Source organism: Nocardia halotolerans, from assembly GCF_042650145.1.
Lineage (GTDB): Bacteria > Actinomycetota > Actinomycetes > Mycobacteriales > Mycobacteriaceae > Nocardia > Nocardia halotolerans.
This window is the reverse complement of sequence record NZ_JBHSDL010000014.1, coordinates 694,606-716,932: the sequence shown is the minus strand read 5'-3', so window position 1 is coordinate 716,932 and position 22,327 is coordinate 694,606. Positions and strand designations below refer to the sequence as shown.

At 70.5% G+C, this 22,327-nt stretch carries 15 protein-coding genes; 7 read left to right on the top strand and 8 right to left on the bottom strand.

The window, feature by feature from the left end; all coding sequences use genetic code 11:
- The first annotated feature begins 153 nt into the window (after window positions 1-153).
- On the top strand, window positions 154-1,701 hold the full coding sequence (locus tag ACFO5K_RS13930; protein ID WP_378561489.1) for an alanine/glycine:cation symporter family protein: 1,548 nt from the start codon (window positions 154-156) through the stop codon (window positions 1,699-1,701).
- Window positions 1,702-1,749: 48 nt separating this feature from the next.
- Here the strand turns inward: ACFO5K_RS13930 and mtnC are convergent, their stop codons facing one another.
- From mtnC to ACFO5K_RS13895, 7 genes are all read right to left on the bottom strand, one after another.
- The gene (gene mtnC, locus ACFO5K_RS13925) at window positions 1,750-2,430 is read right to left on the bottom strand and encodes an acireductone synthase (RefSeq protein ID WP_378561486.1); all 681 of its coding nucleotides are present in this window, start codon (window positions 2,428-2,430) and stop codon (window positions 1,750-1,752) included.
- Window positions 2,427-2,996 (bottom strand): 1,2-dihydroxy-3-keto-5-methylthiopentene dioxygenase, encoded by a 570-nt coding sequence (locus ACFO5K_RS13920; protein ID WP_378561483.1) that lies wholly within the window; start codon window positions 2,994-2,996, stop codon window positions 2,427-2,429. The genes mtnC and ACFO5K_RS13920 overlap by 4 nt, the downstream gene beginning before the upstream one ends.
- A gap of 3 nt (window positions 2,997-2,999) precedes the next feature.
- Entirely contained in the window at window positions 3,000-4,799 is a 1,800-nt protein-coding gene (mtnA, locus tag ACFO5K_RS13915) for an S-methyl-5-thioribose-1-phosphate isomerase (RefSeq protein ID WP_378561480.1), read from the bottom strand.
- Between the two features lie 453 nt (window positions 4,800-5,252).
- On the bottom strand, window positions 5,253-5,408 hold the full coding sequence (locus ACFO5K_RS13910; RefSeq protein ID WP_378561477.1) for a hypothetical protein: 156 nt from the start codon (window positions 5,406-5,408) through the stop codon (window positions 5,253-5,255).
- A 205-nt stretch (window positions 5,409-5,613) separates the two neighbouring features.
- A complete protein-coding gene (locus ACFO5K_RS13905; RefSeq protein ID WP_378561474.1) occupies window positions 5,614-7,359 on the bottom strand; it encodes an NTP transferase domain-containing protein in 1,746 nt (581 codons plus the stop codon).
- A 76-nt stretch (window positions 7,360-7,435) separates the two neighbouring features.
- Entirely contained in the window at window positions 7,436-7,726 is a 291-nt protein-coding gene (locus ACFO5K_RS13900) for an MGMT family protein (RefSeq protein ID WP_378561471.1), read from the bottom strand.
- Between the two features lie 3 nt (window positions 7,727-7,729).
- Window positions 7,730-8,518 carry an alpha/beta fold hydrolase gene (locus ACFO5K_RS13895; RefSeq protein WP_378561468.1) on the bottom strand — a complete coding sequence of 263 codons (789 nt, stop codon included), beginning with the start codon at window positions 8,516-8,518 and terminating at the stop codon, window positions 7,730-7,732.
- A 110-nt stretch (window positions 8,519-8,628) separates the two neighbouring features.
- Here ACFO5K_RS13895 and ACFO5K_RS13890 point away from each other — a divergent pair, with 110 nt between their 5' ends.
- The 4 genes from ACFO5K_RS13890 to nudC all read left to right on the top strand — a co-directional run bounded on the left by ACFO5K_RS13890 (window position 8,629) and on the right by nudC (window position 18,336).
- Window positions 8,629-12,444: an ATP-dependent helicase gene (locus ACFO5K_RS13890; protein WP_378561465.1), complete on the top strand. Its 3,816-nt coding sequence runs from the start codon at window positions 8,629-8,631 to the stop codon at window positions 12,442-12,444.
- Window positions 12,441-16,253, top strand: a complete 3,813-nt coding sequence (locus ACFO5K_RS13885; RefSeq protein WP_378561462.1) for an ATP-dependent helicase — start codon at window positions 12,441-12,443, stop codon at window positions 16,251-16,253. The genes ACFO5K_RS13890 and ACFO5K_RS13885 overlap by 4 nt, the downstream gene beginning before the upstream one ends.
- Window positions 16,254-16,356: 103 nt before the next feature.
- The gene (locus tag ACFO5K_RS13880) at window positions 16,357-17,412 is read left to right on the top strand and encodes a potassium channel family protein (RefSeq protein WP_378561459.1); all 1,056 of its coding nucleotides are present in this window, start codon (window positions 16,357-16,359) and stop codon (window positions 17,410-17,412) included.
- 33 nt (window positions 17,413-17,445) lie between these two features.
- On the top strand, window positions 17,446-18,336 hold the full coding sequence (nudC, locus tag ACFO5K_RS13875) for an NAD(+) diphosphatase (protein WP_378561456.1): 891 nt from the start codon (window positions 17,446-17,448) through the stop codon (window positions 18,334-18,336).
- A 961-nt stretch (window positions 18,337-19,297) separates the two neighbouring features.
- Here the strand turns inward: nudC and ACFO5K_RS13870 are convergent.
- Window positions 19,298-19,528, bottom strand: a complete 231-nt coding sequence (locus tag ACFO5K_RS13870) for a mycoredoxin (protein WP_378563821.1) — start codon at window positions 19,526-19,528, stop codon at window positions 19,298-19,300.
- A 90-nt stretch (window positions 19,529-19,618) separates the two neighbouring features.
- On the opposite strand from ACFO5K_RS13870, the gene ACFO5K_RS13865 reads away from it, so the two are divergent.
- Both ACFO5K_RS13865 and ACFO5K_RS13860 read left to right on the top strand, forming a co-directional pair.
- Complete coding sequence (locus ACFO5K_RS13865; protein WP_378563818.1) at window positions 19,619-21,775, top strand: ATP-dependent DNA helicase UvrD2; 2,157 nt, start codon at window positions 19,619-19,621, stop codon at window positions 21,773-21,775.
- 109 nt (window positions 21,776-21,884) lie between these two features.
- Complete coding sequence (locus tag ACFO5K_RS13860; protein ID WP_378561453.1) at window positions 21,885-22,214, top strand: hypothetical protein; 330 nt, start codon at window positions 21,885-21,887, stop codon at window positions 22,212-22,214.
- Window positions 22,215-22,327 lie beyond the last annotated feature (113 nt).

The following is a 22,327-nucleotide window of genomic DNA, read 5'->3' as shown; positions in this document are numbered from 1 at the left end:
CGCCCCTGGTGACCTGGGTCGCCGCCCTCGCGCGCATGGGGCGGGCTACGCGGCGGGTGCCCGTGGCCGAACTTTATGTACTCAGCAATCCGAGAGCTATGGGCGTGCGATCATGACTCCCTATCATCGATCGCTGACAGGGAGTACGAACCAGTGGCTGATTTCTTGACCACGATCAACGGGTATATCTGGAGTGACTCGTTGGTCTATTTGTGTTTGGCCGCGGGCGTGTACTTCTCGGTCCGGACCAGATTCGTGCAGATCCGCCAGGTCCCGGAGATGGTCCGGCTGCTGTTGAAGGGGCAGAAGTCGGCCTCGGGCGTCTCCTCGTTCCAGGCGCTGGCCATGTCGCTGTCCGGGCGTATCGGCACCGGCAACATCGCCGGTGTGGCCACCGCCATCGCCTTCGGCGGCCCCGGCGCGCTGTTCTGGATGTGGGTGGTGGCCTTCCTCGGCGCGTCGACCTCCTTCGTCGAATGCACCCTCGGCCAGGTCTACAAGACCCGCGACCCGCTCACCCAGGAGTACCGCGGCGGACCCGCGTACTACTTCAGCCGGGCGATGGCCCACACCAAGGCGGCACCGCTGTTCAAGGTGTACGCCGTGATCTTCGCCGCGGTCACCGTGCTCGCCTGTGGTGTGCTGCTGCCCAGCGTGCAGGCCAACTCGATGACCGCCGCGATGAACCAGGCCTGGGGCCTGTCGGAGTGGGTCATCGCCCTCGGCTCCGTGATCGTGCTCGCGTTCGTCATCATCGGCGGCGTCAAGCGCATCGCCGCCTTCGCCTCGGTGGTTGTGCCGTTCATGGCGGTGGCCTACATCCTGATCTCGATGGTCATCGTCTTCGCGAACGTCGGCCAGATTCCCGAGATCCTCACCCTGGTCGTGCGCAGCGCACTCGGACTCGACTCGGCCTTCGGCGCCATCGTGGGCTCGGCGGTCATGTGGGGCGTCAAGCGCGGCGTCTACTCCAATGAGGCAGGCCAGGGCACCGGCCCGCACGCGGCCGCGGCCGCCGAGGTCTCCCACCCCGCCAAGCAGGGCCTCGTGCAGGCGTTCGCGGTGTACATCGACACCCTGTTCATCTGCACCGCCACCGGCTTCCTGATCCTGTCGACCGGCGCCTACCGCGTCTTCGACGGCGAATCGGCCGACGGTGCCGTGCTGCACGAAGGCGGCGCGCTGCCCTCCGACATCGCCGTGGGCCCGGCCTACGCGCAGACCGCCGTCGACACCCTGTGGGGTGGTTTCGGCTCGACGTTCATCGCGGTGTCGCTGGCCTTCTTCTGCCTGACCACGATCATCGCCTACTACTACATGGCCGACACCAACCTGCGGTTCCTGGTCGGCAAGGCCGCCCCCAAGGTGGTCCCCGTGATCCGCGGCACCGTCGGCAGCAACACCACCCTGGTTCTGCAGGCCCTGATCCTGGTGTCGGTCGCGACCGGTGCGCTGTCCACCGCCAGCGAAGCCTGGACCCTCGGTGACATCGGCGTCGGCCTGATGGCCTGGCTCAACATCATCGGCATCCTCATCGTCCAGCAGCCCGCCTTCAAGGCCCTGCGCGACTTCGAGAAACAGAAGAAGGAAGGAAAGGACCCGGTGTTCGACCCGGCCCCGCTCGGCATCCGCAATGCCACCTTCTGGGAGACCTACGAACCGGAAGGCGAACGCGAGAAGGCGACGGTCTCCTCGTCCTGACGTCGACGTCTCGAGGTCCTGGTCCGCGGATCAGGACCTCGAGACGCGTTACGGGGTGACTTCGGTGAACGAACTCACCCAGCGATGCGGTGGCCGTGGGGGATGGGGTTCGCCTCGGCGGTGCACGCCGATCACCTGCCAGCCCGCGGCGACCGCGGCGTCGAGCTCGTCCGGGTGATCGGACAGGAACAGGATCTGCGGCGCCGGGACGGCGATGCGCCCGGCGATCACCCCGTAGGACGCGGCCTCGCGTTTGGGGCCGGCGGTGACCAGGTCGAAGTGGTCGGTGATCAGGCCCGACAGGTCACCGGACTCGGCGAAGGTGAACCAATCCCGTTGATTGCGTTGCGAACCCGAGGAGTACACGTACAGCGGCAGTCCGGCCGCCCGCCAGTCGCGCAGGGCGGGGACCACGTCGTCGAAGAAGCGTCCGCGCAGTTCGCCCGCGCGGAAACCCTCGGCGCAGATCGCGCCCTGGGCGGCCTTGAGCGGTTCGGCCTTCACATCCGATTCCAGCCAGCCGCGCAGGATCTCGGCGACCCGCGCGCTGTCGGCCGCGGGCTCATCGGCGAGCTCGCGGGTCACGGTGAGTACCGGATCCGCTGCGGCACCGGTGTTCTCGGCAAGCCAACCGGGCAGGCGGGCCGCGGTGTAGCCGTAGAGGTCGGTGCGGACCGAATCGGTGGGGCTGGTGGTGCCCTCGATGTCTAGGACGATCGCGCGGGTCATGCGAGCAGTTCGTCGAGCGTGGGGAAGCTCGCGCTGATCGGGTCGCCGGTGAAGTCGCCGATCCAGCCGTCGGCCTCCTCGAAGAAGCGGATGGCGATGAAGTCGGGGCGCGCGCCCATGTCGAACCAGTGCAGCGTGCCCGCCGGTACCGACAGCAGATCGCCCGCCTCGCACACGGTGGCCAGCACGGCATCGTCGAGGTGCAGGTAGAAGCAGCCGCGACCGGCGGCGAAGAAGCGCACCTCGTCCTCGGCGTGGCGGTGCTCGTCGAGGAATTTCGCGCGCGCGCCCGCCGCGGTGGCCGGCCAGGCCGGGTCGGCGTCGTCGGGGCGGATGCGGGCGACGTCGATGTGCCGGTAGCGCAGCGCGGCGTCGAGTTCACCGATGTGCGGCGCGTAGTGGGCCAGCAGGGCGTCGGAATCGGTGGTGGTGGCGTCGGCGACGACATCCCAGCGGGAGAACGCGATGCCGTACTTCGCCAGTTCGGCGCCGATCTCGGTGGGGACGGTGGTACGCACACGCACATCGGTGGCGTTGTCGGCGGCCATCACTTGCAGCAGGGTCATCAACTATCCGATCTCGAGAGGCAGGGCGTCGGTGCGTCCGGTACGGGCGATCAACTCGCACAACGCTTCCAGGCATTCGGCGCGATCACGCGCCTGGGCAAGAGTGTCACCCCAGGTGGTGATGCCGTGCCCGGTGATGAGAAGAACCGGTGCGGCGCCGGGGTTTTCGCGCAGGTAGGTTTCGATGTCGGCGCCGATTCGCGAAACCTGCGGCCAGTTCGGGAACACCGGAATATCGACCGCGGACGGGTCCGGCAAACCGAAGCCCTTGAGTAGTTCGTAACCGGTGATCCGCACGGTGTCGCTGTGGGGTGCGGTGGTGGTCGCCAGCGCGGTGGCGAACGGGGAGTGCACGTGTACCACGGCACCGGCGGGCCGGGCGCGGTACACGGCGGTGTGAATGCTGGTCTCCGCGGAAGGCTTGCGGTGCTGTCCCGGCCGGGGCGTGGTGTCGGCGATGTCGACCAGGACCATATCGTCTTCGGCCAGTTCACCTTTGGACAAACCGCTGGCAGTGATCAGGGCGGTGCCGGTGCGCGGTCGGGCGGCTCCGTCGGCCGCTCGGTCCGGCTCGGCGATGCGCACCGAGATGTTGCCCGCGGTGCCCGGCATCCAACCGCGTTCATACAGCTGGCACGCGACGGCCGCGATCGCCCGTCCTGCCGCAGCGTGTGCGTGCGAAGCGGATGGGCGAGTGCCCATGGCCCCGCCGGGCCTCGTGACCGATGTCGCCGCTTCGCCGCCGAGGGGTGTGCCTGCGACCGCTTCGGACGATCCAGTGTTCACGGCCCGGCCGTTCCCGTCGAAAAGGTCCGAATTCCGGTACACCACACCGTTTTCGGTGACAACCGCCGTGACCAGTTCGGCCGGTGTCACATCGAAGGCGGGATTGAACACGGCGGTTCCCGTGGGCGCGGTGGCGACGCCACCGAATCCGGTGACTTCAGCGGCGGCCCGTTGTTCCACCACGATCTGCGCGCCCGTCGCCATCGCGGTGTCGCGGGTGGACTCCGGGGCCACCACCAGGAACGGAAGGCCGTGGTGACGCGCGGCCAACGCCAGGCCGAAGGTACCGATCTTGTTGGCGACGTCGCCGTTGGCGGTGATCCGGTCGGCGCCGACCAGCACGGCATCCACCTGACCGGTGGCCATCGCCCACGCGGCGGCGGAGTCGATGGTGAGCCGGTGCGGGATACCCGCCTCGGCCAGTTCCCACGCGGTGAGCCGGGCGCCCTGCAACAGCGGCCGGGTCTCGTCGACGAGCACCTCGGCCACCGCGCCGCGCGCGTGCAACACCCGCAGTGCCCCGATCGCGGTGCCGACCGCGCTGGTGGCCAGGCGCCCGGTGTTGCAATGGGTGAGCAGGCGCAGCGGCCGGTCACCGCAGAGTCGTTGCACCAGGTCGGCGGCATGGGTGGCGGCGGCCAGGTTCACCCGGCCGTCCTCGGCGAGCATGTCGAGGGTTTCGGCCAGCACGGCGTCGGCGCCCTCGGCGATCCGGGCGCGCGCCCGCCGCACGGCCCACGCCAGGTTCACCGCGGTCGGGCGGGCGGCGGCGATCCGGTCGGCCGCGGCGTGGGCGGCGGCCACCCCGTCGGTGCCCGTGTGCGTCCTGGTCGCGATGACCACGCCGAACGCTCCGGCGATGCCGATCGCCGGCGCGCCACGGATGGCGAGCGTGCCGATCGCGTCGATGATCGCGTCGACGGTGTCGAGCCGCAGTTCGCGCACCTCGTGTGGCAGCCACCGCTGGTCGATGGTGACGAGCACCCCGTCGTCCCAGATCAGCGAACTGTCATCCATCAGGTTGGGTTCCTCACCGCCGAGTGCCGTCATCGCGCCTGGTCAACGGTATCCGATCGGGCGAGGGCACCGAACCGGCACCTTGACAGTCGGATCCACACATCCAGCCGTTGGGCAGGTGCTGTCGCCTTTGTCGGGGGGGCGGCGGGTGAGGTCGCCTGCGCATCCTCGACGGCGACCGGCCACAGCTGCGGGGCGGTGGGTCAGTCGCGGTCCGGTCCCGGCGCACCGGGCCGTCGACCGGGCGACGGTGCGGAGGAGGGGCCGGGGCGGCGGAATCTGCGTGGGGTCCGGCGCATCGGTGTGCATCCGCCACCTGCTCGACGCGGTACCCGCTCGCGGTCTCGCGGCGGATCGTCGTGGGCCGGACGGATTCGTGGCAGGCGGTGGGCGGTGAGGTCGACGTGGACGAGCCGCCGGTAGTGATACCGGCGGCTCGTCGACACACGTGGATCAGTGATGGCCGGGGCGGCGTGGTTCACGCCGATCGTCCTGACCTGCTCGCCTCATGTCCTGCGAGTCCTCGCCCTGCTCTTGCCGCTGTTGCTGCTGCTGTCGCGGCATCTGTTTGGGCATCTTCTTCGGCGCTTTTTTCGACTTCTCAGCCATCTCCACACGGTCCTTTCCGAGGGATAAGTGATTGGTCTTCACGCACTGTCCGACGCCATTCACCCCACGGTGAGGTGTCTCACGCCTGACCCGATCAACGATAGGCATCACTACGGCCCAGCGGTAGAGCTGAGCGCAAAATAGGTTCACGACCAGCGCGAATGCGGCGTGTTCGGGTCGGTGCGGGTGGCTGTGGCGCCCCGGATCAGCTCGGGAGCGGGAGGAATTCGACGACGGTGCCGTCCACGGCGCCCGGGGGAACGATCACCAGGCCGTCGCGGTCGATGAGACCGGCCAGGTGGGCGGTGCGCACGGTGGCATCACCGGTCCAACCGCCCAGGGGGGCGTAGCGGGCGGGGGTGATGCGCTGGACGGGGCCCGCGATCTGGGCGCCATTGTGCAGCGGGCCGACGATCTTGCGGGGCAGGGCAGTGCCGGTGCGGCCCGCGACGATCGCCGGAGTCAGGGCGAGCAGCACCGCGACGGCCGCGAACGGATTGCCGGGAAGCCCGAGAACCGTGGGGCCGGTGGGTAGTTCGGCGACAACGGTGGAACCACCTGGGCGCAGTGACAATCGGGGGACCACAACGTCGGCGCCGGTACGCGCGATCGCGGTGCGCAGTTGGTCGGCGGCACCGCCACCGGTCGCACCGACCACCACGAGCAGGTCGAAACCATCTGTCGCGGTGAGCATGTCGTCGAAGCCGTGCGCGGTGTCACGCAGGTGTACCCGGTCGACCACCCGCACGCCACATCCGGCGAGCAGTTCGGGCAGCACCGGGCCGATCGAGTCACGGGTCTGTCCGGTCTGCAACGGGCCGGTGCTGCGAATTTCGTCGCCGGTCATCACGATTCGCGCGCGCACCGGGCCACGCACCAGCCCGGCGGTGACCTCCACCGAGGCGGCGGCCGAGCGCAGCGCCGCGGTCACCCGGGTGCCCGCCGGGGCGACGAGGTCCCCGATCTTGCGGTCCTCGCCGCTGTTTCGCACATCCCCGCGCACCGGGGTGCCCGGCAACCGGGACAGTTCGTCACCGGTGACGGTGGCGAACTCGTCGCGCAACACCGAGGTGGTGCCGTCGGGCACGTGCGCACCGGTGGCGATGCGCACGGCCTCACCCGGCAGCAGGCCGACCGGCCGTGCGCCACCGGCGAATCCGATATCGCGGCGCAACTGCCACGGGCCGTCACCACACACCGCGTAACCGTCCATCGCCGAGACGTCGAAACGGGGCAGGGCGCCGGCGGCGGTGATCGGGGCGGCCAGCGCGGCGCCACGCACCTCACCCAGTTCGGCCTCGTAGGCCACCAGTTGGGTCAGACCGGTGGCCAGCTGATCCCTGGCTTCGGTGAGGTCGAGCCGGGCCGCGGCGCGGTCGGCGGCCAGTGTCTCGCGGGCCTTGCGGACCTCTTCCTCGGTGTCACAGTCGCCCGTCCCGGGGAGTTCCACCAGTGTGGTGTCGATGGGCACGATGGCCTTCATCGGCTGATTCACCAGCGCGCCCAGAGCAGCCAGGGCGGCCACCAGCGCGCTGCGCCGCCAGACACCGACCAGATATTGCGGACGCCCGGAAGCATCGATCGCGAACACCGCATCGGTGGTGGACTCTTTTGCGTGGCGCAGTAATTCGCGCACCGTCGCCACCGTCAGGAACGGCATGTCGGCGGCCAGCACCACCACCCACTGCGCCGAATCGGGGCGCAGCGCGCTCAATCCGCTCCCGATCGCGGCGACCGGGCCGGAACCGGGCGGCACTTCCCGCACCTGCGCGAACCGCGAATCCAACTCGGGGCGATGCGGCCCCACCACGACGACCTCACCGCACTCGCGCACCGCAGCCAGCGCCGCGTCGAGCATCGAGCGCCCGCCGACCACGATCGCGGGTTTGTCCACCCCGCCCATCCGGCTGGCGCGCCCACCCGCCAGCACAATCGCGTCGGCGGCGGTCATCGGCTGATCCTGGATCCGGTAGTCGGCACGACAGTCATGCTAGTGCGGCGGCGTGTCGGTGCTCGGCGCGCCGCTGCTAGCACCGGGCTCGGCGGAGGTCGACCCGGCCGTCGGTGATCGGCGTCCCTTCCTCGGCGAGCAGGCGCAGCTGGCGCCCGGCCAAGTGAGCGGCGGGGCGGCCGGACGCGCCGATCACCCGGTGCCAGGGGAGGTCGGCGGAGTCGGTGCGCATGATCCAGCCGACAGTGCGAGCCGAGGACAGGCCCGCCGCGGCGGCGATGTCGCCGTAGGTGCGCACCCGCCCCGCCGGGATGGCGGCGACGAGCGCGCGCACCCGCTCGACCTGTTCGTCGGTGGTCGCGGGCACGGTCTACAGCACCTCGGTGATCAGCGCGGCCGTCTCGGCGGGCCGGGCCTGGGGCACCATGTGGTCGCAGTCCCAGTCGTAGGCGGCGAAGTCGCTCAGCTGCGTGCCGAGGGCGGCGCGGAACTCCGGGCGCACATACGGCGGCTGTACCGCGGCGGCTTGCACCAGCCGGGTCGGCAGGTCGGCGGGCGGCAGCACGAACGGGCGGGCCAGCTGCCCCCAGTAGGAGGTGATGGCAGGCTGGAAGACCCGCCAGCGCACTCGGCCGTTCGCGGCGGGGACCAGGTGCTCGGCCAGCTCGCGCGCCAATTCGGCGGGGTCGACGTCGTCGCGGCCCCACGCGCTGGCCTGCTTGTCGGACCGGGCCTCGGCGAGATCGGTGTAGTCCGGGGAGGCGAGATCGGCCTGCGCCACCTCGGCCATCAGGGCCGGGTCGATGCCGATGGCCGGGTCGAGCAGCACGAGCGCGCGCACCAGCTCGCGATGCGCGCGCGCCAGGTGGATGCCGACCGCGCCACCGAACGAATGCCCGGCCACCACCACGGGACCGTCGGTCTCGGCGCGCACGAGGTCGGCCAGGTCGTTGACCACGGTCTCGAAGTCCCACGGCGGCAGGGAACTGGACCGGCCGTGTCCGCGCAGGTCCGGCGCGATCACCCGGGCCAGCGGCAGATGTCGGACGGCGAGGGTTTCCCACCGGTTGCCGTGCCCGGTCAGACCGTGCAGGGCGAGGACGACCGGACCGTCGGCGGGACCGAAACGGTGCACATGAAGCGAGGACACGACTGCCATTCTGGCCGGTCGCGTGCCGGGGCGCAGCGTGGCCCCGGGCAGGGGAGGACAGGCGTGTCGGACGGGTCTGTTGCAATAGCCGGGTGCGATCGGACAGCTCGGTGCGACTAGTGCGCCGGACAACACCGGCGCCCCGGCCACGAGCCTGGGGCGCGCCTGTTCGCGCGCTGTTCGCCGAACAGGCTCAACCCGCGCCCCCGCGCCCCGGCTGGTCACCCTGGCAGGTACTCGGCGGTCCGGGCACCGGCAAGACGGCATTGCTGGTCGACCTGGTGACCGCCCGTATCCGTGCCGGCGCCGACCCCGAATCGCTGCTGGTCCTCACCCACACCAAACACGCGGCCGCGGCCCTGCGCGACGCGATCACCCACCAGTTGGGGCCGCACGCGGGCGGTATCCCCGGCGCCACCCGTGAACCGATGGTGCGCACCCTGCACTCCTACGCGTTCTCGGTACTGCGCCGCCACGCGGACCTGCACGGCAATCCGCCGCCCCGGTTGCTCACCGGCGCCGAACAGGACGCGGTACTGCGCGAGATGCTGCGCGGCGACCTCACCGACATCGAAGCCGGTGCACGCGAGCTGTGGCCCTCGCGCTTGCACGCCGCCCTCACCCTCGGCGGGTTCGCCGAACAACTGCGTGACCTGATGTTGCGCGCCACCGAACGCGGTCTCGGACCCGAGGACCTGATGGCGCTCGGCCGCGAACACCACAACGACGCCTGGGTGGCCGCGGGCCGGTTCTTCCAGCGCTATGAAGAGGCGTCGATGCTGCGCTGGTCGGTCGGTGTCACCGCACCGGAGGCCACCGCGCCCGCCCTCGACGCCGCCGAACTGGTCGGCGCGGCCCTGGACGCGCTGGCCGGCGACCGGAATCTGCTCGCCGCGGAACGAGAACGAATCCGGTATCTGCTCGCCGACGACGCCCAGCACCTGGACCCGCAGGCCGCCACCCTGGTGCGCGCCATCGGCAGCGGTAGCGCGAGCACGGTGATCACCGGCGACCCGGACCAGGCGGTGTTCACCTTCCGTGGCGCGGACGCCCGCTTCCTCACCGACCTCGACACCACCCCACAACGTCGGATCATTCTGCGCCACAACCATCGCAGCGGTGCCCCGATCCGCCTGGCCACCGCCCGCATCGCCGCCCGCCTGCCCGGCAGCGCACGACACCGCATCGTGCCGGGACCACCGGAGTCCGAGGACGCGACGGTCCCGGCCCAGCTCACCGATGACGTGTCCAGCGGTGGCCTGATCGCCGCGGACGAGCCGCCGCGGGAGCCGGTCGACGGGGCGGTCTCGGCTGACCTGTTCGCGGCTGCCGACCTGTCACCGGAAATCGGGGGCGCTCGTGCTGCCGGTCGGTTCGTCACCGGCGACCCGTCGTCGGAATCAGCAGGTGCGGCGGGACCTGCCGGGCGGCTCGCCACCGACGCCACACCCCCGGCCGACGAGTCGAGTGTGCGGGTGCGGGTGCTCTCCACACCCGCCAAGGAGGCCGCGCTCATCGCCGACCATCTGCGGCGTGCGCATCTCACCGACGGTGTGCCGTGGTCGGCGATGGCGGTGATCGTGCGTTCGGTGCCACTGTCGCTGGCGCCGCTGCGGCGGGCGTTGCTGGCCGCCGGGGTGCCGGTGCGCAGGCCCGCCGTGGCCGAACCGCTGGCGCGCAGGCGCGGTGCGGCGTGGATGGTGCTGGCGCTGCGGGTGCTGCTGGCCGGTGATCCGGCGCGGCCGGGATCGCGGCGGGCGATCGACGCCATGTTCTCGCCCGAGGACGCGATGGATCTGCTCGCCGGCCCGCTCGGTGGCGCCGACCAGATCGCCCTGCGCCGGCTGCGCCGCGGTGTACGCCGCAGCGTCCTCGAACTCGAGCGCACCCGCCCCACCACCGACCCGGACACCGAGGCCGGCGACCAGTTCCTGCTGTGGGACCAAGCGCCCCCACCGGAAATCGCGGAGCCGGCACCCGACCCGTTCGACGACGAGTGGCTACCGCCCGAACCCGTCCCGGACGACCCACTGCGTCCGGAACCCGAACCCGACTTCGACTCCGCCGAACGACTACCCGACGACATCGACCTGCTCGATGCCGAACCCCCGCCGCCCGCACTGGACATCGTCGCGGAGCCCGTCCGACCGGAAACGGCCGCCGTGCCGCTGATCGACCAGTCCTCGGCTGAGGTCCTGCGCGACCTGATCGTCGGAATCGGGGAACCCCGTCTGCTCGACGGCCTGACCGAGGTCGAGGCCGCCCCGCTGCACCGGGTGCTGCGCGCGGTCGGCAAGGCCCGCGAAACCCTGTCCAGGGGGCAAGGTCTCGAAGACGTGCTGTGGACACTGTGGACCAGTTCCCGACTGGAACGCCGCTGGTTCCGGCAGTCGCGCCGTGGTGGTGCCGCGGGCATGCAGGCCGATCGCGATCTCGACGCCGCGGTCGAATTGTTCGACGCCGCGGCCGCTTACGTCGACCGGCTACCCAAGGCGAGCATCGACGGCTTCGTTGAATACCTACTGCACCAGCAGATCCCGCAACAGGGCCGGCCGCTCACCGCCGAAGGCGAGGCGGTGTCGCTGCTCAGTGCGCACGCGGCGGCCGGACGCGAATGGGACGTGGTGGCGGTGGCCGCCGTGCAGGAGGGCATCTGGCCCAACCCACGCGCGCGGGGCACCCTGCTGCACACCGAGGACCTGGTCGACCTGATCGCCGGGGTGGACCCGGGCGCCACCACCAGCCGGGCGGCCCCGATCCTGGCCGAAGAACGCAGGCTGCTGCTGGTCGCGTGCAGCCGGGCCCGCCGCTCACTGCTGGTCACCGCCGTCGAATCCGCGGCGGGCGACCAGGATCTGGTGCCCTCGCGGTTCCTCACCGAACTCCTCGGCGACGACGACACCGGCGAACCCGGTGCGTTGCCGGTCGCCGACCCGGGCCGCGCGCTGGTGATGCACGCCCTGGTCGCGGAGTTGCGCGGGGTGGTCTGCGACCCCGCGACAGCACCCGAGCGGCGTGACCGGGCCGCACGCCAACTGGCCAGACTGGCCGACGCCGGTGTGCCGGGCACCGACCCGGCCGACTGGTACGGCACCGCCGCGCTGAGCTCGGAGCGAGAACTGTGGGACGACGACGATTCGCCGATCGGGCTGTCGCCCTCGACGGTGGAACTGTTGCGCACCTGCCCACTGCGGTGGGCGCTGGAACGCCACGGCGGCACCGACGGCGACAACCCGCACGCGGTGAAGGGCAATCTCGTGCACACCCTGGTGCAGGCGCTCGCGGGCAACGTGCCCGAGAAACAGGTGCGGGCGGCACTGGAGCAGGCATGGCAGGCGATCGACCCGGCCAGCGGCTGGCATTCACGCCAGGAACTGCGCCGCACCGAGACCATGCTGGAAACCTTCCTGGCCTGGGTACGCACCACCCGCGGCGAACTCACCCAGGCCGGGGTGGAGGTGCCCGTGGACTGTGTGCTGCCGCCGCGCGCGGAAGGCGAACGGGCCGTGCGGATTCGCGGCCGCATCGATCGGCTCGAACGGGACGCGCAGGGCCGGTTCGTGATCGTGGACGTGAAGACCGGCAAGACACCGGTCGCGGCCAAGGCGGTCGCCGATCACGCCCAGCTGGCCACCTATCAGGTCGCCGCCGCGCACGGCGCCCTCGACGAGGACGAGACCGCACCGCCCGCCGAACCGGGTGGGGCGCGACTGGTCTACGTCGCCAAACCACACAACAAAACCGGCGCCACCGAACGCGCCCAGAGCGCCCTCGACACCGAGGGTCTGGGCAAGTGGCGCACCACGATTCACGACGCCGCCGCCGCGACCCGCGGACCCGGATACCTGGCCGTGCGCAACGACGGGTGCAGGCACTGCCCGGTCGTGGGTAGTTGCCCGGTGCAGGACACCGGACGCCAGGTGACCGACGAATGAGTGCGCGCGTCACACCGCAACGGCTCTCCGATGCTCTCGGCCTGCCGCCGCCGACCGACGAACAGGCGGCCGTGATCGCCGCCCCGCCCGGGCCCACCCTGGTGGTGGCCGGTGCGGGGGCGGGCAAGACCGAGACGATGGCCGCGCGGGTGGTGTGGATGGTGGCCAACCAGCTCGTCGCGCCCGACGAGGTACTCGGCCTCACCTTCACCCGAAAAGCCGCACAGCAGTTGACTTCCCGCATCCGCACCCGGCTGGCCCGGCTGGCCGGCGCGCCACTGCTGCGCGAGGTCGACCCCAGCGGCGGATTGCGCGCGATGATCGCCGGTGCCGAACCGGAGATCAGCACCTACCACTCGTACGCGGGCCGACTGCTCACCGCGCACGGGCTGTTGCTGCCGGTGGAACCCTCGGCCGCGCTGCTCACCCAGACCCAGCTGTGGCAGCTCGCCCACGAGGTGGTGCGGTCCTGGGACGGTGACCTCGACACCGAACGCACCCCCGTCTCGGTGACCGAAGCGGTGCTTGCCCTGTCCGGGCAGCTCGCCGAACACCTGGTGGCGCCCGAACAGCTGGCCGAGGCGCACGCGGAGCTGGAGAAACTCGTCTACACGCTGCCCGCGGGCCCACGCCAGCGCGGCGGCCCCAGTCAGACATTGCAGAACGTGGTCACCGCCCAGCGCGAGCGAGTCGCGCTGTTGCCGCTGGTGAACCAGCTGACCGAAGCCCTGAACCGCCGTGGCGCCCTGGATTTCGGCTCCCAGATGTCGCTGGCCGCGCAATTGGCCGTCGAACATCCCGAGGTCGCCGCCGCCGAACGCGCCCGGTTCAAACTCGTCCTCCTCGACGAATACCAGGACACCGGCCACGCCCAACGTGTGCTGCTCTCCGCGCTGTTCGGCGAGGCCGCCGCGGTGCGAGCCGGTCGGCCGGTACCAGCCGCGAGCGCGGACGTCGGCCGTGCCGAATTCGATGAGGGCGGCCGCGAACGCCTCGCTGCCGGAGCGACTGCACTCGACCACGACGATCTTTTCGGTCGTGACGGCGGTTTCGGTCACGCTGATCGCGGCGGCGGCGCGGCGGGCCGGTCGCGGCTCGGCGAGGAAGAGGGCGGCCATGGCGGTGACTGTGTGGTCCCCGCTGCGCCGGCGGTGACCGCGGTCGGTGACCCGATGCAGTCCATCTACGGCTGGCGCGGGGCCTCGGCGGCGAATCTGCCGCGGTTCGCCACCGATTTCCCCGCCGCGCCAGGTGTCCCCGCCCCGGTCCTGCCCCTGTTGACCAGCTGGCGCAACCCGCCGGAAGCCCTCGCCCTGGCCAATCTCGTCGCCGACCCGTTGCGGCTGCGCGCGCGAGCGGCGGGCGGGGCCACCGTGGACGCGTTGCGCGCGAAACCCGATGCGGGCGCGGGCACCGTCGAGCTGGCACTCACCGAAACGATTGCGCAGGAACGTGACTGGATCGCCGAGCGGATCGCCCGCGAATGGGCCCGCGCCCGTGCAGCCGAAGAACCACCGCCCACCTCGGCGGTGCTGATCCGGCGCAACGCCGACGCCGCGCCGCTGGCCGAGGCGCTGCGCGAACAGGGGCTGCCGGTGGAGATCGTCGGCCTGGGCGGGTTGCTCGCCACGCCGGAGGTCGCCGATATCGTCGCCACGCTGCGGCTGATCGCCGAACCGGGGACCGGTAGCGCCGCGGTCCGCATCCTCACGGGGGCGCGCTGGCGGATCGGCGTGGCCGACCTGGCCGCCCTGGCCCGCCGGGCCCGGATGCTGTCGATCGGCAGCCTGTCCGGTGACGGGTCCAACGCCATCACCGATGCCGCGGGCCTGGCCACCGCCCTGCGCGAAGTGGCCCCGGAACCCACCGAACAGGCCGGTCTGGCCGACGCCATCGCCGATCCGGGCCCCGCCGACCAGTATTCGGAGGCCGGGTTCGCGCGCATCCTCGCCCTGGGCGCGGAACTGGCCGCCTTGCGTGAGCGCAGCGGCCAGCCGCTGGTCGAACTCGTCGCCGATGTGGAACGGACCATCGGCGTGGGGGTGGAGACCCAGACGCGGCGCGCCATCGCGGGTGGCGGCGCGGGCCGTGAACACCTCGACGCCTTCGCCGAGGTGGTGGCCGGCTACGCCGCCGATTCGCGCGCCTCGCTGAGCGGACTGCTCGCCTTCTTCACCGCCGCGGAATCGGTCGAGAACGGTTTGGAGCCCGGCGAAGTGGAGGTGGCGCGCGACCGGGTGCAGGTACTCACCGTGCACGCGGCCAAGGGATTGGAATGGGAGATCGTCGCGGTGCCGCACGTGAGCGCGACTGTGTTCCCTTCGACCACCGCGCTGAGTACCTGGCTCGGTGCGCTCACCGAACTGCCCACCACCCTGCGCGGCGACCGAGCCCAACCCGACGCGGCCGAAGGTGTGCCGGTGCTCGATGTGAGCCACGTCGGCGATCGCTCCGAACTCGAACGCGCGATCGCCGACCACAAGGACGCGCTCAAGAGCCGCAGGCTCGACGAGGAACGCCGGCTGTTCTACGTCGCGCTCACCAGAACCGAACGGGTGCTGCTGGTTTCGGCCTACTACTGGCCCGAGACCGGAACCTCGCAGAAGGGGCCCTCGGAGTTCCTGCTCGAACTGAAACAGGCGAACGAGGACCCCGGGAGCGCGGCCCACGGTGTCGCCACCATCGCCCGCTGGGACGACAAGCCGGCACCGGACGCGGTGAACCCCTTCGCCGACAACCCCCCGACAGCCCAGTGGCCCCGCGACCCGCTCGGTGACCGCCGCGACCCCATCGAAGAAGGTGCGGTTCTGGTGCGTACCGCTCTCGCCGAGTTACGCAGCAGCCCAACCCGACCCGCTGCCACCACTGTCGGTCCCGCCACCGCGGTCGGTTCCGATGCGGCCGCCATTCCCGCCGTTCCCGCCGTTCCCGCCGTTCCCGCCGTTCCCGCCGTTCCCGCTGATCTCGCCGGTCCCGCCGCAGCCGCCGGTCCCGCCTCCGCCTCCGGTCCCGATGCCGCCCCGGATGGCGATGCCGATGCCGCCGCCGATGGCGATGCCGCTCCCGACGACGACCCGGACGGCTGGGCCAGTGACGTCGACGCCTTGCTAGCGGAGTTCACCGCCGCAGAACGCGCCGAACAACAAGTGGAACTCCCCGGTCAGCTTCCCGCCACCGCCCTGGTGGAACTGCGCGCCGACCCCACCCGCCTCGCCGCGCGCCTGCGCCGCCCGCTGCCGTACCCACCGAACCCGATGGCACGGCGCGGTACCGCCTTTCACGCCTGGGTGCAGTCCTGGTACAGCACTGAACAACTCCTGGGCCTCGACGAACTGCCCGGCGCCGCCGACCGTGGCGACCTGGGTCGCGCCGACCGGGAACTGGCCGCCATGCAAGCCGCGTTCCAGCGCTCACCGTGGGCGCACCGCAACCCCGTCGACGTGGAGGTGCCCTTCGAAACCAGCATCGCCGGCACCGTGATCCGTGGTCGGATGGACGCGGTTTTCGCCGAACCGGGCGGCCGCTGGATCGTCGTGGACTGGAAGACCGGCGCCGAACCCGGCCCCGCCGACGAACCCGCCGTCGCCGTGCAGCTCGCCGTGTATCGCCTGGCCTGGGCGCGACTGATGGCCGCGCGCACCGGTGCCACCGAGGACGCGGTGCTGCAACGAGTCGGCGCCGCCTTCCACTACGTGCGATCCGGGCGCACCATCGCCCCCGCCGACCTGGCCGGTCCCGCCGAGCTCGAGCGCCTCATCCGCGACGCCGCCCCCGAAAACCTCGACACGGGTCCGCGTGCGGACCGCTGAGCCGATAGTCTGCTGATGCCGAAAGACAGCATCGGACGGCAATCCCCACCACCAGCGCCGGAAAACCCGCGGCGCCGACCGCCGAAGACACAGGAGCACAGCCATGTTCGGTGACACGCGTGGCCCCGCCGGGCTCAGTGCCAGTCCCGACTACGCGCTGGTCGGCCTGCTGCGGATCCCCGCAGTTCAGAACAGTCCATGGATCTCGCTCGCCCGGCGCGTGCTGTTCGCCACCGGGCTGCTGTTCACCGCGGCCATGGTCGTCTACATCGGCCGGGACGGTTACCGCGACAGCACCGGCGACCCACTGTCGTTCCTGGACGCGATGTACTACGCCACGGTCTCGCTGTCGACCACCGGCTACGGTGACATCGCGCCGGTCACCCCGTCCGCGCGGCTGGTGAACACGATCGTCATCACCCCACTGCGCGTGCTGTTCCTGATCGTGCTGGTCGGTACCACCCTCAGCGTGCTGACCGAGCGGTCACGGCAGGCGTTCAAGATTCAGCGATGGAGGCACACCGTGCGCAACCACACCGTCGTCGTCGGCTACGGCACCAAAGGACGCACCGCCATCGACGCGATGGTCGGTGACGGCGTGCAGGTCTCCGACATCGTGGTCGTCGACACCGATTCGGTCGCCCTCGAAGCCGCGGCCAGCGCGGGCCTGGTCACCGTGCACGGCTCGGCGACCAAATCCGACGTGCTGCGCCTGACCGGCGTGCAACGCGCCGCGTCGGTGATCGTGGCCACCAACCGCGACGACACCGCCGTGCTGGTGACCCTCACCGCGCGCGAACTGAACAAGACGGCCAAGATCTGTGTCGCCATCCGCGAGGCGGAGAACACCCACCTGGTGCGGCAGTCCGGGGCCGACTCGGTGGTCGTGTCATCGGAAACCGCGGGCCGGTTGCTCGGCATCGCCACCACCACACCCACCGTGGTGGAGATGATGGAAGACCTGCTCACCCCCGAAGCCGGATTCGCCGTCGCCGAACGCACAGTCGAAACGAGCGAGGTGGGCGGGTCGCCACGGCACCTCAGCGACATCGTGCTCGGCGTGGTGCGCGCCGGTCAGCTGGTCCGGGTCGGCGAACCCCAGGTCGACGCCCTCGAAGCGGGCGACAAACTGCTCTACATCCGCAACGGCGGCAAATAGCCGCCGGCCCACGCGGCCGGTTAGGCTCGAACGATGTCGTTCCGGCTCAAAGATGTTCCGCTGCTGTCGCGTTCCACCATCGATCGCGCCGAACACGTGCGCCTCGACCCCGACGCGCTGCGCGAAGGCTGGGGTAAGGCCAAGATCCTGCGGGTGGACCCACGCGGGCGGGTGCGGATGCAAGGGGCCGAGCTCGTGCTCGACGTGGCAACCACCCTCGGCGAACAACCCGCCGCGAACGCCGTATTCCTGGGCGTCGCCCAGGGCGACCACCTGTGGGCGGTACGCGAACCCGAACTCGAAGGCACCCTGCAAGACCTGCGCACCCTCGGCGCGGTCGACGACTTCACCGCCGAACTGCTCTCGACCGCCTACGCGCTGCTCAACTGGCACGACCGCGCCGGATTCCACGGCGGCGACGGCACCAGCACCACGGTGTCACGCGGCGGCTGGTCGCGGCGCACCACCGACGGCGGCGAGGACTTCCCGCGCATCGACCCGGCCGTGATCTGCCTGGTCCACGACGGCGCCGACCAAGTGCTGCTCGCCCGCCAGCACAGCTGGCCCGCGACGATGTTCTCGCTGCTGGCCGGCTTCGTCGAAGCGGGCGAATCGCTGGAACGCTGCGTGGAACGCGAGGTGCGCGAAGAAGTCGGGGTCGACCTGCACGACATCCACTACCTGGGCAGCCAGCCGTGGCCGTTCCCACGGTCGCTGATGGTCGGCTTCGCCGCCGTCGGAGATCCGGCGCAGGAACTGGTGTTCTCCGACGGTGAGATCGCGGAGGCGCACTGGTTCACTCGTGCGGAGGTGCGTGCGGCTTTGGAGGTGGGGGACTGGTCGGTGCGTGAGTCGGGTGCGCGGCTGTTGGTGCCTGGATCGATTTCTATTGCTCGGACGATTATCGAATCTTGGGTGAGTTAGGGGCTGGGGTTTGCGGGGGGCGGGCTGGGGTGGGTGGTCGCCGAGTGCATCGAAGGCAAGCCGTGTGAGTTGGGTGCTGGGGTTCGCGGGGCAGGCTGGGGTGGGTGAGTTGGGTGCTGGGGCTTGCCGGGGCGGGCTGGGGTGGCGCGTTAGGTGCTGAGGTTTGCGGACCGCCTCCCCCCCCGCGCCGGAGACGTCGTGCACGAAGGGTCCGACAGCTCGCCGATTTTCCCGCTGAGTCGTTCGGCAGCTGAAGGTTCGCGGGGGAGTTCGCGGCGGGGCGAGTTCGGCGGCTGAGGTCCGCGGGGGTAGTTCGGTGGTACGGGTGCCGAGGTTGTTGGTGCGGTGGGGGCGCGGGGGGTATTTGGGGTGTGGTGTTGGGGGAAGGTACGGGCTGTGTTTGTTGGAGCGCTGGCGCGCTCGAGTTCGCGGCCCCCACGGGCCGCCGGTCAGCGCTCGAGACTGGCGCTTCGCGCTGCGCTTCGAGCGCTGACCGGCGGCCCGGCCGCGAACCGCCGCTTCGCGGCGGACCCTCCTCGAGGTCGGGTCGTGCGGGGCTGGGAGTGCGGGAGGTGGCGGACTTGGTGTGTGGTGGGTGGCCGGGGAGTGCGGGAGGGTGGCGTAGTCGGGTGGTGCTGGTGGCTGGGGAGTGCGGGAGGGTGGCGCACTCAGGTGATGCTGGGTGGCTGAGGGAGTGCGGTAGGTGGCGGTCTCCGCTGTGCTGGTGGTCGTCGGTGTAATCGTGCAATCGGGCTGCTGCGGGTCAATTTTCTGACTCTGAGCGTCCGATTGCACGATTACACCGGGGCCGGGAGGGCTGTGGTGGACTGCCGGGTGGTGCCGGGCGTCAGACCGTGTACGAGTGCGAGGTCGACGAGCTGATCGGGCCCGTGCGGGTAGATGGCGTACTCGGGTGGTGCTGGGTGGCTGGGCCCGGGACGGCCAGGGGTGGGGGTTGTGCTCAGGGCTGGGTGGACAGTGCTTGCTTCACCTGGGCCAGGGTCGGGTTCGTTGCGGTGGAGCCGTCGCGGTACTTGATCGTCGGGACGACGTGGTTGCCGTTGTTGACGCTGCCGACGAATTCCGCCGACGCCGGATCTTCATCGATATCGATCACGGTGTAGGTGATGCCCGCCTCGTCGAGTTGGGTCTTGAGGCGACGGCAGTAGCCGCACCAGGTGGTCGAGTACATCGTCAGGTCAGGAGTTGATTCGGTCACGCGTGGTGCAACGTCGCGCGGGTGCCCGGTGTTCCGGGCGGGCTCTTGTCGGCGGTCGCTGTCATGATGGTGCCCGTGCCAGCACTCGATCTCACCGCCCTCGACCCGGAACAGGCCGCCGCGGTGCGGGCACCGCGAGGCCCGGTATGTGTGCTCGCGGGAGCGGGCACCGGCAAGACCAGGACCATCACGCACCGGATCGCGCACCTGATCGCGGGCGGTCATGTGAAGGCCGATCAGGTACTGGCGGTGACCTTCACCGCCAGGGCGGCCGGGGAGATGCGCAACCGGCTGCGCATGATGGGGCTGGGTGGTGAGGCGGGGCAGGTGCAGGCCCGCACCTTCCACGCCGCGGCGCTGCGGCAACTGCGGTACTTCTGGCCGCAGGTGGTCGGTGATGTGCCGTGGCGGTTGCTCGACAGCAAGTTCCCGGTGGTCTCGCAGGCCGCGCACCGGGCGGGTCTCGGCACCTCCACCGAACTGGTGCGTGACCTGCTCAGCGAGATCGAATGGGCCAAGGCCTCACTGATCGCGCCCGAGGACTACCCGGCTGCCGCGGCCAAGTACCACCGCGACGCACCGGTGGAGGCGGTCCGGGTCGCACAGGTCTACACCGGCTACGAGGCGGCCAAGACCTCCGCCGACGGCCTGCTGCTCGACTTCGACGACCTGCTGCTGCACACCGCCGCCGCGCTCGAGGACTACCCGGCCGTGGCCGACGAGTTCCGCGGCCGCTACCGCAGCTTCGTCGTCGACGAATACCAGGACGTGACGCCCCTGCAGCAGCGGGTGCTCAACGCCTGGCTGGGCGAACGCGACGACCTCACCGTGGTCGGCGACGCCAACCAGACCATCTACTCCTTCACCGGCGCCACCCCCAACTACCTGCTCGACTTCTCCCGCCGCTTCCCCGATGCCACGGTGATCCGCCTCGAACGCGACTACCGTTCGACCCCGCAGGTGGTGTCGTTGGCCAACCGGGTGATCGGCGCCGCGCGCGGGCGCATCGCGGGCACCAGGTTGGCACTGATCGGTCAGCGCGCCGAGGGTCCGGAACCGGAATTCGCCGAATACCCCGATGTGCCCGCCGAAGCGACGGCTGTCGCGGCGCGGATCAAGAAGCTCATCGCGGCGGGCACCCCAGCCGCCGAGATCGCGGTCCTCTACCGGATCAACGCCCAATCCGAACCGTTCGAGCGGGCGCTCGACGCCCGTGACATCCCGTTCCAGGTGCGCGGCGGTGAAGGGTTCTTCCAGCGCCAGGAGGTCCGGCAGGCGGTGCAGGCCTTGCGCCAGGTCGACGCGCGCGACGACCTGCCCGACGAAGCCCGCAGCGGGGCCGCCCTGATCAACTTGGTCCGCGCCGCGCTGGCCCCGGTGGGGCTCACCGCCGAGGAACCGGCAGGCGCTCAGGCCAAGGAACGCTGGTCGTCACTGCTGGCACTGGTGCAGCTCACCGAGGAACTGGTCGGCCACGACGCCGAGATCGACCTCACCGGGCTGTTGCGGGAACTGGCCATCCGCGCCGAGGCCAAGCACCCGCCGACCGTCGACGGTGTCACCCTGGCCTCACTGCACGCGGCCAAGGGCCTGGAATGGGACGCGGTGTTCCTCGTCGGCGTCAGCGACGGCACCCTGCCGATCCAGCACGTGCTCGGCGACGACGGCAGCGCCTCGGACCCGGCGGCGCTGGAAGAGGAACGCAGGCTGCTCTATGTGGGCGTGACGCGGGCCCGTGAGCACCTCGGGGTCTCCTGGTCGCTCTCGCGCACCGAGGGTGGCAGACGGGTGCGCAGGCGATCTCGGTTCCTCAACGGTCTCGTGCCCGACGACTCACCCGCCTCGCGTATCGCCGGGCCCGCGACCGGTGCCAAGGACGCCGAGGGCAAGCGCCCGCTGTGCCGGATCTGCCTGAAGCCGCTGATCGGCACCTATGCCTCCATGCTCGGCCGGTGCAAACGCTGCCCGGCCGAGATGGACCCGTTGCTGTTCGAGGCATTGAAGGATTGGCGGGCCGAGAAGGCCGAGGCGTTGCGGGTGCGCGATTTCGTGGTGTTCACCGACACCACCCTCACCGCCATCGCCGAACAATTACCCACCGACGACGCCGCCCTGGCCGCGATCGCGGGCATCGGCCCGAAGAAGATCGAACAGTACGGTGCCGACGTGCTCGCGATCGTCGCCTCACGAATGCGGGCAAGCACACAAAAGCCCAGGTAGAAAATAGGTTGTTCGGTTTTCGATCATTGCCTATGGTGGACACCACGCACCGAGAGAGATCTCGGCGCGCGGAATTGTCAGCACACGAGTTCAGGAGGGAGGCAGTCAGATGAACAGCAACACCACGTTCGACGCGATGGGCAATCGCGCACTGGTGAACGAATTCATGGTGTCCGCCTCCCGGGGGGTCCTCGCTCTGCAGGGGACCGGTCTGTCCGGCGTCGATATCAGCGCTGTGCCGATGACTGTCGTTCATCAGCACCCCTCGATTCGTCTCCAGGACAAGCCCAGCGTGGGTTGGCAGCCGGTCGCCGTCTCGGCACCGGCGCTCTTCGCCGATGAAGCCGGATACGCACCGGCATTCGACGGCGGCGCAACCCGCCTCCGCGTTTACCCAGCGACCGTGCTCAGGTCTCGACACAGATGTCGAACTAGGTAGGGAACAACCTCCCAGACCTCCTGGCCACGGATCGCGAGAAGCGAAATCCGTGGCCATTCTTATCGGCTCCTCAGCCGCAGGCACCGGGTTCGCACACCGAACACCACGACCGC

What these genes read in the sequence shown, in the direction of transcription:
- ACFO5K_RS13905 (WP_378561474.1), bottom strand. Translation starts at nt 7,359, where the DNA reads ATGACCGCCGCCGACGCGATTGTGCTGGCGGGTGGGCGCGCCAGCCGG.
- ACFO5K_RS13870 (WP_378563821.1), bottom strand. Translation starts at nt 19,528, where the DNA reads ATGTACTCGACCACCTGGTGCGGCTACTGCCGTCGCCTCAAGACCCAA.
- ACFO5K_RS13920 (WP_378561483.1), bottom strand. Translation starts at nt 2,996, where the DNA reads ATGACCCTGCTGCAAGTGATGGCCGCCGACAACGCCACCGATGTGCGT.
- ACFO5K_RS13880 (WP_378561459.1), top strand. Translation starts at nt 16,357, where the DNA reads ATGTTCGGTGACACGCGTGGCCCCGCCGGGCTCAGTGCCAGTCCCGAC.
- mtnA (WP_378561480.1), bottom strand. Translation starts at nt 4,799, where the DNA reads ATGGATGACAGTTCGCTGATCTGGGACGACGGGGTGCTCGTCACCATC.
- nudC (WP_378561456.1), top strand. Translation starts at nt 17,446, where the DNA reads ATGTCGTTCCGGCTCAAAGATGTTCCGCTGCTGTCGCGTTCCACCATC.
- ACFO5K_RS13885 (WP_378561462.1), top strand. Translation starts at nt 12,441, where the DNA reads ATGAGTGCGCGCGTCACACCGCAACGGCTCTCCGATGCTCTCGGCCTG.
- ACFO5K_RS13865 (WP_378563818.1), top strand. Translation starts at nt 19,619, where the DNA reads ATGATGGTGCCCGTGCCAGCACTCGATCTCACCGCCCTCGACCCGGAA.
- mtnC (WP_378561486.1), bottom strand. Translation starts at nt 2,430, where the DNA reads ATGACCCGCGCGATCGTCCTAGACATCGAGGGCACCACCAGCCCCACC.
- ACFO5K_RS13860 (WP_378561453.1), top strand. Translation starts at nt 21,885, where the DNA reads ATGAACAGCAACACCACGTTCGACGCGATGGGCAATCGCGCACTGGTG.
- ACFO5K_RS13910 (WP_378561477.1), bottom strand. Translation starts at nt 5,408, where the DNA reads ATGGCTGAGAAGTCGAAAAAAGCGCCGAAGAAGATGCCCAAACAGATG.
- ACFO5K_RS13895 (WP_378561468.1), bottom strand. Translation starts at nt 8,518, where the DNA reads ATGGCAGTCGTGTCCTCGCTTCATGTGCACCGTTTCGGTCCCGCCGAC.